Source organism: Mycobacterium sp. (assembly GCF_032161845.1).
Taxonomy (GTDB): domain Bacteria; phylum Actinomycetota; class Actinomycetes; order Mycobacteriales; family Mycobacteriaceae; genus Mycobacterium.
Genome location: NZ_JAVRQA010000298.1, coordinates 1 through 9755 on the forward strand (window position 1 = coordinate 1; position 9755 = coordinate 9755).

Sequence of the window (9755 nt, forward strand, 5' to 3'; positions counted from 1 at the left end):
CCAAGCTGGTTCCGTTCGGTGCGTTCGTCCGCGTCGAGGAGGGCATCGAGGGCCTGGTGCACATCTCGGAGCTGTCCGAGCGCCACGTCGAGGTCCCGGACCAGGTGGTCCAGGTCGGCGACGACGCCATGGTCAAGGTCATCGACATCGATCTCGATCGTCGTCGCATCTCGCTGAGCCTCAAGCAGGCCAACGAGGACTACACCGAGGAGTTCGACCCGTCGAAGTACGGCATGGCCGACAGCTACGACGAAGCGGGCAACTACATCTTCCCGGAGGGCTTCGACTCCGAGACCAACGAATGGCTCGAGGGCTTCGAGAAGCAGCGTGACGAGTGGGAGGCCCGGTACGCCGAGGCCGAGCGTCGTCACAAGATGCACACCGCGCAGATGGAGAAGTTCGCGGCAGCCGACGCGGAGGCGGCCAGCAGGCCCGCCACCGCCAATGGCTCCTCGTCTTCGTCGTCCAGCTCGGGTGAGCCCTCCACCGGCGGAACGCTGGCGAGCGACGCTCAGCTGGCTGCGCTGCGGGAGAAGCTCGCGGGCAACGCTTAACGATCAGCACGACGCGCGCCCCGGCTCATCTCGAGCCGGGGCGTTCGTCGTCTCGGCGTCCTGACAGGATGATTCGGTGCTACGTATTGGATTGACCGGTGGCATCGGCGCCGGAAAGTCAACGGTGTCCTCGACGTTCAGTGAGCTTGGCGGGATCGTCGTCGACGGTGACGTCATCGCCCGCGAGGTGGTTCAGCCGGGTAGCGAGGGGCTCGCCCAGCTCGTCGAAGCGTTCGGGTCGGAGATCCTGCTCGACGACGGGGCGCTCAACCGCCCGGCGCTGGCGGCCGTAGCCTTCAGCGACGACGAGAAACGGGCCACTCTCAACGGCATCGTGCACCCGCTGGTCGGCAAGCGGCGTGCCGAGCTGATCGAGGCGGCCGCCGACGACGCCGTCGTCATCGAGGACATTCCCCTGTTGGTGGAGTCTCAGATGGCACCGATGTTCCCCCTGGTGGTCATCGTGCACGCCGACGAAGACCTCCGCGTCGCGCGACTGATCGAGCACCGCGGCTTCAGCGAGTCCGACGCGCGGGCCCGCATCGCCGCGCAGGCGACGGAGGAGCAGCGTCGCGCCGTGGCAGACGTGTGGCTTGACAACTCGGGTACGGCCGACGAGCTGACCGAGGTCGCCCGCGCGCTGTGGCACGACCGGATCGTGCCCTTCGCGCACAACGTTCAGGCCAGGGAGCCGGCCCGGGCGCTGCCGCGGTTGGTGCCGTCGGATCCGTCGTGGCCGGACCAGGCTCGTCGGATCGTCGCCAGGCTGAACACCGCGTGCGGCCATCGTGCCGTCCGCATCGACCACATCGGTTCGACCGCCGTTCCTGGCTTGGACGCGGAGGACGTCATCGACGTTCAGGTGACCGTTCCGTCGTTGGAGGTGGCCGATGAGCTGGCCGACGCACTGCTGTCAGCTGGCTATCCCCGAATCCTCGGCAGCACCGGCGATGTCGCGCACACTGATGACATATCGATGTGGGACAAGCGAATTCACGCATCTGCCGACCCCGGCAGGCCGACCAACGTCCATCTGCGCGTCGACGGCTGGCCCGGCCAGCAGTACGCATTGCTGTTCGTTGACTGGCTGACTGCAGACGCGGGCGCGCGGGCGGAGTATCTGGAGCTCAAGCACGCCGACGACGTCTACCGCCGCGCGTGGGCGTGGGCGAAGGAAACGGGCTGGCGACCCTGAAGCTGACGCTCAGGCGGCTGGGGCGGGGTCGACGGGAGCGGGGTCGGGTACGTCGACCGGGGCGGTGTTGCCGGTCGGGAAGTTGGTCACCGAGCCGCAGCTGAGCACTCCGTATCCGGGGTCGTTGTGCTGCGGGGTCAGTCGGGGCGCGACGAACTGGTCGGCCTCGGCGATGATCTGATCGTTGACCAGGATCTCGCAGTGCAGGCTGGCGGAATACGGCCACTGAATGGTGACCTGCATGCCCGCCTTTTGCGTCTGCGTCACCACCCCCGTCGCCTCGAACGTCCGGCCGGGGATCATCGTCGGCGCGGCGGTGTTGACCTGATCGTCGGCCATCGCATAGCTGATGGTTGCGCCGCGCGACACGCCGTCGACGCGGGCCCGGTAGACGACGTTGTAGGGGCCGGGACCGAGGTCAGTGGGCTCCGCATCGGACGGTGCGGGTTGGGCGTCAGTGGACTCCAGCGTCGCATCGGGACTTGACGGACCCTCTGGGTCGGCCATCGCGATGGCCGGCGCGAACTGTGCGACGCAGAGCAGGATTGAAGACGCCACTGCCGTCATCAGCCAACGCTTAGTCAAGCTCATAAGTACAGATATTAGCTTGCTCGCCAGGTGAGAACCATTTCTTTCTCCGCCAGCCACTGGCCGAGGTCATAGTCGTGGCGGGCCAACCCCTCGATCGCGCCGACCGCCGTCTGGATCGCCAGGCTGGCGGTTTCCGTCGTCAACAAGCCTTGCTGGACGGCCGCGAACAACTCGTCGACGTCGATGAGTTCGACGGAGGAGCCGGTGCGAAGGACGAGGTCCAGATAGTGATCCTCGGCATGCCAGACGTCCCCGTCGATGGTGATGGGTCCGACGTCGAGGTAGAAGTCCTGATCGCGCTCGTACCCTGGGCTGAAGTGAAAGACCGAGACCCGCAGACTGAGCGACGGCAGCAGCCACGACTCGAGGTAGTGGAACTGCGCGCGACCCGGCGTCGGCCTGGCCATGTAGAGGCCCCAGGGGTGCACCGTGTAGACGCCGACGTCCCGCACGATGCCCTTGGGATCGGTGTTTGTGCGGGCGGGGACGTCGAAGGTCTCGTGTTTGGGGGGATGGATGTCGTCAGCCTAGTTATTCGGAGGGCAGGAGCGGAGCGACCCGGGAATCGAAGTTCGGAGGGCAGGAGCGGAGCGACCCGGGAATCGAAGTTGTCGGTGGTTGGTTCTAACCTGGTGAACATGGCATTCGCTACCGAATATCCCGTCGTGGCGCACTCGGAGTACCGAGCCGTCGATGAGATCGTGCGCGTTGGCGGTGAGTTCGAGGTAGTCAGCGAGTACTCCCCGGCCGGTGACCAGCCCGCAGCCATCGCTGAACTGGAGCGGCGCATCAACGCGGGGGAGCGCGACGTGGTGCTGCTGGGTGCCACGGGTACCGGCAAGTCGGCGACGACGGCGTGGCTCATCGAGAAGCTGCAGCGGCCGACGCTGATCATGGCGCCGAACAAGACGCTGGCGGCCCAGCTGGCCAACGAGCTCCGAGAGATGCTGCCCAACAACGCCGTTGAATACTTCGTGTCGTACTACGACTACTACCAACCCGAGGCGTACATCGCGCAGACCGACACCTACATCGAGAAGGACAGTTCGGTCAACGATGACGTCGAGCGACTGAGGCACTCCGCCACCCACAATCTGCTGTCGCGTCGCGACGTGGTCGTGGTGGCATCGGTGTCGTGCATCTACGGCCTCGGCACACCGCAGTCCTACCTCGACCGGTCGGTCGAACTGAAGGTCGGCGACGAGGTGCCGCGCGACGGGCTGCTCCGACTGCTGGTCGACGTGCAGTACAGCCGCAATGACATGGCCTTCACCCGGGGATCGTTCCGGGTCCGCGGCGACACCGTGGAGATCATTCCGAGCTACGAGGAACTCGCCGTTCGCATCGAGTTCTTCGGCGACGAGATCGAGGCGTTGTACTACATGCACCCGCTGACGGGTGACGTGGTGCGCAAGGTCGACAAGCTGCGCGTCTTCCCCGCCACCCACTACGTGGCGGGCCCCGAGCGGATGGCGATCGCCATCTCCAGCATCGAGAAGGAACTCGAGGAGCGGTTGGCCGAGCTGGAAGGCCAAGGCAAACTTCTTGAGGCGCAACGGCTTCGGATGCGTACCAACTACGACGTCGAGATGATGAAGCAGGTGGGCTTCTGCTCCGGCATCGAGAACTACTCGCGGCACATCGACGGCCGGGGGCCGGGCACGGCGCCCGCTACCCTCCTGGACTACTTCCCAGAAGACTTCCTGATGGTCATCGACGAGTCACACGTCACGGTGCCTCAGATCGGCGGCATGTACGAGGGCGACATGTCACGCAAGCGCAACCTCGTCGACTTCGGTTTCCGGCTGCCGTCAGCGGTCGACAATCGACCGTTGACCTGGGAGGAGTTTGCCGACCGCGTCGGGCAAACGGTGTACCTCTCGGCCACGCCCGGGCCCTATGAGCTCAGTCAGTCGGCGGGCGAGTTCGTGGAGCAGGTCATCCGGCCGACCGGCCTGGTGGACCCGCAGGTAGTGGTCAAGCCGACGAAGGGGCAGATCGACGACCTGATCGGCGAGATTCGCAAGCGCACCGAACTGGACGAGCGGGTGCTGGTCACCACGCTCACCAAGAAGATGGCCGAGGACCTCACCGACTACCTGCTCGAACTCGGTATCCGGGTGCGCTACCTGCACTCGGAAGTGGACACCCTGCGTCGGGTCGAGCTGCTGCGCCAGTTGCGACTCGGCGAGTACGACGTGTTGGTCGGCATCAACCTGCTCCGTGAGGGCCTCGACCTGCCTGAGGTGTCGTTGGTGTCGATCCTCGATGCCGACAAGGAAGGCTTCCTGCGGTCGGCGCGCAGCCTCATCCAGACCATCGGCCGCGCGGCTCGCAACGTATCCGGCGAAGTGCACATGTACGCCGACAAGATCACCGATTCGATGCAGCAGGCGATCGAGGAGACCGATCGCCGCCGAGCCAAGCAGATCGCGTACAACGAGGCCCACGGCGTCGACCCGCAACCGCTGCGCAAGAAGATCGCCGACATCCTCGACCAGGTCTACCGCGAGGCCGACGACACCGACGCGACCGTCGACGTCGGTGGCTCCGGCCGCAACTCGTCACGCGGTCGGCGGGCTCAGGGTGAACCCGGTCGCGCGGTCAGCGCGGGCATCCGAGAAGGGCGGGACACGTCGAACATGCCGCGGGCCGAACTCGCCGACCTCATCAAGGACCTCACCGCGCAGATGATGGCCGCCGCACGGGATCTGCAGTTCGAGCTGGCTGGACGCATCCGTGACGAGATCGCCGACTTGAAGAAGGAATTGCGCGGGATGGACGCCGCAGGCCTCAAGTAGTGCCAGCTTGACGAGGAGTTGATCTCAACCATGGTTGAGCTCGTACGGTTGTCCGCGTGACGCAGACTGACAGTACGAAGACGGGCGGGTGGGGCGAGCTCCTTGGGCCGAAGAATCTCGGCGCGTCGACGGTGCTCGCCGGCGGCGTGGCTCTCTACGCCATCAACGAATTCCTCACCATCAGCTTGCTGCCGAGCACCGTCGCCGAGATCGGCGGCCAACGGCTATATGCCTGGGTGACGACCGTCTACCTGGTCGCGTCGGTGGTGGCGGCGACCACGGTGAGTGCGGTGCTGACCAAGGTCGGGCCGAGGTGGGCCTACGTCGGAGGCCTCAGCGTGTTCGGGATCGGCAGCGTGCTGTGTGCCGTGGCGCCGACCATGGAATTCCTGCTGCTGGGTCGCGTGGTGCAGGGTGCGGCGGGCGGGCTACTCGCCGGCCTGGGCTACGCCGTCATCAATTCTGCTCTGCCGCAGTCGTTGTGGACCAAGGCGTCAGCGCTGGTGTCGGCGATGTGGGGCGTCGGCACCCTGGTCGGGCCGGCCGCTGGTGGGCTGTTCGCGCAGTTCGGTTCGTGGCGTTGGGCATTCGGCGTGCTGGCGCTGTTGACTGCGGCGATGGCGGCGTTGGTGCCGTTTGCGCTGCCCGCAAGGGCGACCGACGCCGACCGGCCCGCGGCCGACCGCATTCCGGTGTGGTCGTTGCTGCTCCTCGGTGCGGCGGCGTTGGCGATCAGCGTTGCGGGTATCCCGCGCAACGTCGTCGTGACCGCGGGCCTCCTGGCCGCGGGCGCGACACTGGTCGCGGTGTTCCTCGTCGTCGATCGCAGGACCAGCGCCTCGGTGTTGCCGCCCCTGGCCTTTCGGCCTGGCCCGTTGAAGTGGATCTACCTGACGCTCGGTGTGTTGATGGCCGCGACGATGGCGGACATGTACGTGCCGCTGTTCGGTCAGCGGCTGGCACACCTGGTGCCGGTGGCCGCCGGCTTCCTCAGCGTCTCGCTGGCCGTCGGGTGGACCATCAGCGAGATCATCAGTGCGTCGCTGACCAGAGTCCGCGCCGTCGTCGGCGTGGTCGCAGCAGCACCACTCGTGATGGCCGTCGGGTTGGGCATTGCCGCGGTGAGCCAACTCGAAGACGCCCCCGGGCTGGTGGTCGCGGTGTGGGTGGTGGCGCTCCTGATCACCGGCACCGGCGTGGGCATCGCATGGCCACACCTGTCGGCATGGGCGATGGGCAGTAGCGACGACCCCGCCGAGGGACGTACCGCCGCGGCCGCCATCAACACCGTGCAATTGATCTGCGGTGCGTTTGGCGCCGGGCTTGCGGGCATCGTCGTCAACCTCACCGACCGGGGTGATGCGACCGCCGCCAGATGGATGTTCGCGGTGATGGCCGTGCTCGCCGCCGTCGGCTGCGTCGCCTCGTACCGTGCGAGCCGCGGTCGCACCGCCGACTCGTGACCGACGGAATCGCGCCGCCGATCATCGTCGCGAGGGGTGACGACTGTGCGTTCTACCGGACTGAAGGTGACGCCGTGCAGTCCGGCATCTCGGCGGATGCGAGGGTCTTCGACGGGCACGGCAGACGGTTGGTCGTCGGAGGCGACGGGCTGGACGTCGCTACGGTCGCCGACGGTGCCGATGAACTCGCCGAGTTACTCAGCACTTGGCTCCGAGCGATGGATGCCCTGCGCGAGTCCACTGCCAACTGGTCGCTTGAACTGTTGGTCCGTGCCTCGGTGGATCATCTCGGCTTCAGCTAGTCGGGATCGTCGTCGAGCTGGCGGATCGCGGTCACGCCATCGATGCCGGCGAGCAGGATCGGTGCGTTGAGGATGCCGTTGCCCGACAGCGTCAGGAGCACCCCACCGGTCGGGTCCGACTCGAGCGCTGCCAGCTGCCAATTGCGTCGGTCGCATGCTTGCAGCAGTGCCGTCATGACGCCGCGCCCCTCCTCATAGGTGACGTGCACGCGGATTGAGCCACTCAGCCGGGCGGCCAGTCGCCTGGCCAGCGGCATGAAACCCAGAATGATGAGGAAGTGCATCACCGTCACGGTGCACGCCAGCAGCAGAAGGCCGGCGCCTGCCGCCATGCCGATCGCCGCGGACTCCCAGACCGCTGCCGCCGTCGTCAGTCCGTGGACCGAGCCGCGCCGGAAGATGATGATGCCCGCACCGAGAAAGCCGATGCCCGAGACGATTTGGGCCGCTACCCGGGACGGGTCGACGACGACGAGCCCCTCGACCAACACGTCCTGGAACCCGTACTTGCTGACCAAGAGGATCAGCGCCGCCGCCGTGCCGACGATGGTCTGTGTCCGCAGTCCTGCGCTCTTGCCCTGGATCTCGCGCTCGAGACCGATCAGCGCCGTCAGCCCGAATGCCACGAACAGCTCGACGATCTGACGGGTGCCCTGACCCGGTCCGCCGAAGAATGGTGAATCGGCGAGCCACAGATACATGCGGACAAGGTATCGCGACCGGTGTCCGCCGCGATGAACCTTGGCCTAGCGATCACGCCGATCGAAACGCTGGGGCATCTCCTTGCCCAGTGGCATGGTCGGTATCAACGCGGGTGTGGCTGAGTGGCTAGGCACCGGCCTGCAAAGCCGTTTACACGGGTTCGAATCCCGTCATCCGCTCGCGTGTCGATGAACGGGATGGATGGTCACAACGGCCGCTACGGCATGATGCCGGGGTGACCTACCGCCCGCCGTCGCTGGCCGACGTCGTCGCCACCCTGCACGTCGATCAGATCGACGACGACAGCTTCGTGGCCACCCAACTCGACAACCCGGCCCACCACATCGTCGGCGGTCACATCGCCGGACAGGCCCTGATGGCGGCGAGTCGCACCGTGCCGGGGCGCAGCCCACACAGCGTGCACGTCTACTACCTGCGGGCAGGTGACGCCAGGCGGCCCGTCGACTTTCAGGTCGTCCGGTCCCGCGATGGAGGCACGCTCTCCACCAGGCAGGTCACCGCCCGCCAAGACGGGGAGGTGTTGCTCGAGGCGCTCGCGTCGTTCAGCACGCCGGTGGACGGCGTGGATTACCACGCCGCCATGCCCGAGGTGTCCGGGCCGGAGACGCTTCTGCCCGTCGAGGAGCAGTTGGCCGCGTACGCCGACGAGCATCACGGCCACTGGGTCCGGCCGCAGCCCTTCGAGCGGCGCTACGTCGACCCGCCGCCCCGCTTGGCGGTGGACCTGCCCGAGCCATCGCCACGGATTCGGATGTGGTGGCGACCAAGGGAACCCGTGGTCGACGGCGAGGTGCTGCACAGCTGCCTCCTGACGTATCTGTCGGGCACCACGATGCTCGAGACGGCCATCGCCATGCGGCGCGGCACTCCCGTGTCGACGTTCTCCGCACTGATCGACCATGCCCTCTGGTTCCACCGGCCGGTCGACCTGTCGGACTGGGTACTGGCGGATCAGTTCTCGCCCAGTGCAATCGGTGGACGGGGCCTCGCCACCGCGACCATGTACAACCGGACCGGCGAGGTGGTGTGCATCGCCACCCAGGAGGTGTACTTCGGTCGGGCGTGACCCGGTGCGTTGTTGGCCGGTTGGCGAGCCGAATGTGGCACGATCGATCGTGGTCTGCCGGCCACCTCCACCCAGGAAAGTACGGGGCATCCCACTGTGCCATTCCAGGACTTCCGCGAATTCCTCGACGCGTTGCGTGCCCAAGGGCAGCTCATCGACGTCGACCGCCCCGTAGCGCTCGAACTCGAGGTGGCCAAGGCCATGCGCAAGAGCGCCTCGGTGGCTGGCCCTGCAGTCGTGTTCAAGCAGAACGGCACCCAATTCCCGCTCGTTGGCGGCGTCTACAACTCGAACGCCAAGGCGCTGATCGCCTATGGCTGCACCGGGGAGAACGTCTTCGACGAGATCGTGAAACGTCTGAGCACCCGCATTCCGCCGACCTACGTCGACGACGGTCCCGTGCACGAGAACGTCATCCTCGGTGACGACATCGACCTATCGATCCTGCCCGTCCCGCGCTACAGCCCAGATGACGGCGGCCCGTACATCACTCCGGGATTCGTCGTCAGCCACGACCCCGAGACCGGCGTCCCGGACATCGGTCACTACCGCTGCGAGATCATCGACGACAAGACGATGACGCTGATGGCCATTCCCAACCACCGGTTCGCAAAGAACCAGGCCAAGGCACAGCGGATGGGACACAAGACTTTTCGGGCGGCGCTCGTCATCGGCGTCGACCCGATGATCGCCTACTCGTGCCCGGTCCAGGTTCCGGAGGACACCAACGACTGGGAGGTCGTCGGCGGCATGCGCGGCGCGGCCGTCGAGCTCGTCAAATGCCGCACCAACGACGTCTCAGTGCCCGCACACGCCGAGGTGGTCATCGAGTTCGAGGTCGACTTCACCCAGACCGTCGTGGAGGGGCCGTTGGGTGAGTACACCGGCTACTACACGCCCGCCTCGCCGAAACCGGTGGTCCGGCCGACCGCGATCACCCATCGCAACGGTGCGTACTTCCAGGCGTTGCTGACCGGCCGCCCCACCACCGAGAACCACATCCTCAAGCAGTTGTCGTTCGAGGCGTCGTTCTACGACATGTTCCGCCAGCAGTTCCCCA

At 66.4% G+C, this 9755-nt stretch carries 10 protein-coding genes and 1 tRNA gene; 8 read left to right on the plus strand and 3 right to left on the minus strand.

The window, feature by feature from the left end:
- Positions 1 to 554, plus strand: a 554-nt coding sequence (locus QOD90_RS16275; RefSeq protein WP_526351481.1) for a S1 RNA-binding domain-containing protein, incomplete at its 5' end; no start/stop codon positions are given.
- 76 nt (positions 555 to 630) lie between these two features.
- Positions 631 to 1749 (plus strand): dephospho-CoA kinase, encoded by a 1119-nt coding sequence (coaE, locus tag QOD90_RS16280; RefSeq protein ID WP_526351483.1) that lies wholly within the window; start codon positions 631 to 633, stop codon positions 1747 to 1749.
- A 9-nt stretch (positions 1750 to 1758) separates the two neighbouring features.
- On the opposite strand, the gene QOD90_RS16285 is transcribed toward coaE, so the two are convergent.
- Both QOD90_RS16285 and QOD90_RS16290 read right to left on the minus strand, forming a co-directional pair.
- The gene (locus QOD90_RS16285) at positions 1759 to 2316 is read right to left on the minus strand and encodes a hypothetical protein (RefSeq protein ID WP_526351485.1); all 558 of its coding nucleotides are present in this window, start codon (positions 2314 to 2316) and stop codon (positions 1759 to 1761) included.
- 35 nt (positions 2317 to 2351) lie between these two features.
- Positions 2352 to 2858, minus strand: coding sequence for a ribonuclease FAU-1 family protein (locus tag QOD90_RS16290; RefSeq protein WP_526351497.1), 507 nt, complete (start codon positions 2856 to 2858; stop codon positions 2352 to 2354).
- 120 nt (positions 2859 to 2978) lie between these two features.
- Here QOD90_RS16290 and uvrB point away from each other — a divergent pair, with 120 nt between their 5' ends.
- The 3 genes from uvrB to QOD90_RS16305 are packed head-to-tail and all read left to right on the plus strand — an operon-like array spanning position 2979 to position 6906.
- Positions 2979 to 5141 carry an excinuclease ABC subunit UvrB gene (gene uvrB, locus QOD90_RS16295; protein WP_526351487.1) on the plus strand — a complete coding sequence of 721 codons (2163 nt, stop codon included), beginning with the start codon at positions 2979 to 2981 and terminating at the stop codon, positions 5139 to 5141.
- Between the two features lie 56 nt (positions 5142 to 5197).
- Positions 5198 to 6604, plus strand: coding sequence for an MFS transporter (locus tag QOD90_RS16300; RefSeq protein ID WP_526351489.1), 1407 nt, complete (start codon positions 5198 to 5200; stop codon positions 6602 to 6604).
- The gene (locus QOD90_RS16305) at positions 6601 to 6906 is read left to right on the plus strand and encodes a hypothetical protein (protein WP_526351491.1); all 306 of its coding nucleotides are present in this window, start codon (positions 6601 to 6603) and stop codon (positions 6904 to 6906) included. The genes QOD90_RS16300 and QOD90_RS16305 overlap by 4 nt, the downstream gene beginning before the upstream one ends.
- Here QOD90_RS16305 and QOD90_RS16310 read toward each other — a convergent pair.
- On the minus strand, positions 6903 to 7601 hold the full coding sequence (locus QOD90_RS16310) for an MgtC/SapB family protein (protein WP_526351499.1): 699 nt from the start codon (positions 7599 to 7601) through the stop codon (positions 6903 to 6905). The two genes, QOD90_RS16305 and QOD90_RS16310, sit on opposite strands and share 4 nt — an antisense overlap.
- A 115-nt stretch (positions 7602 to 7716) precedes the next feature.
- On the opposite strand from QOD90_RS16310, the gene QOD90_RS16315 reads away from it, so the two are divergent.
- The 3 genes from QOD90_RS16315 to QOD90_RS16325 form a co-directional block, all read left to right on the plus strand.
- Positions 7717 to 7787, plus strand: a tRNA-Cys gene (locus tag QOD90_RS16315).
- A gap of 56 nt (positions 7788 to 7843) precedes the next feature.
- The gene (locus QOD90_RS16320; RefSeq protein ID WP_526351493.1) at positions 7844 to 8695 is read left to right on the plus strand and encodes an acyl-CoA thioesterase; all 852 of its coding nucleotides are present in this window, start codon (positions 7844 to 7846) and stop codon (positions 8693 to 8695) included.
- A 96-nt stretch (positions 8696 to 8791) separates the two neighbouring features.
- The coding region (locus QOD90_RS16325) for a UbiD family decarboxylase (RefSeq protein WP_526351495.1) at positions 8792 to 9755 on the plus strand (964 nt) is incomplete at its 3' end.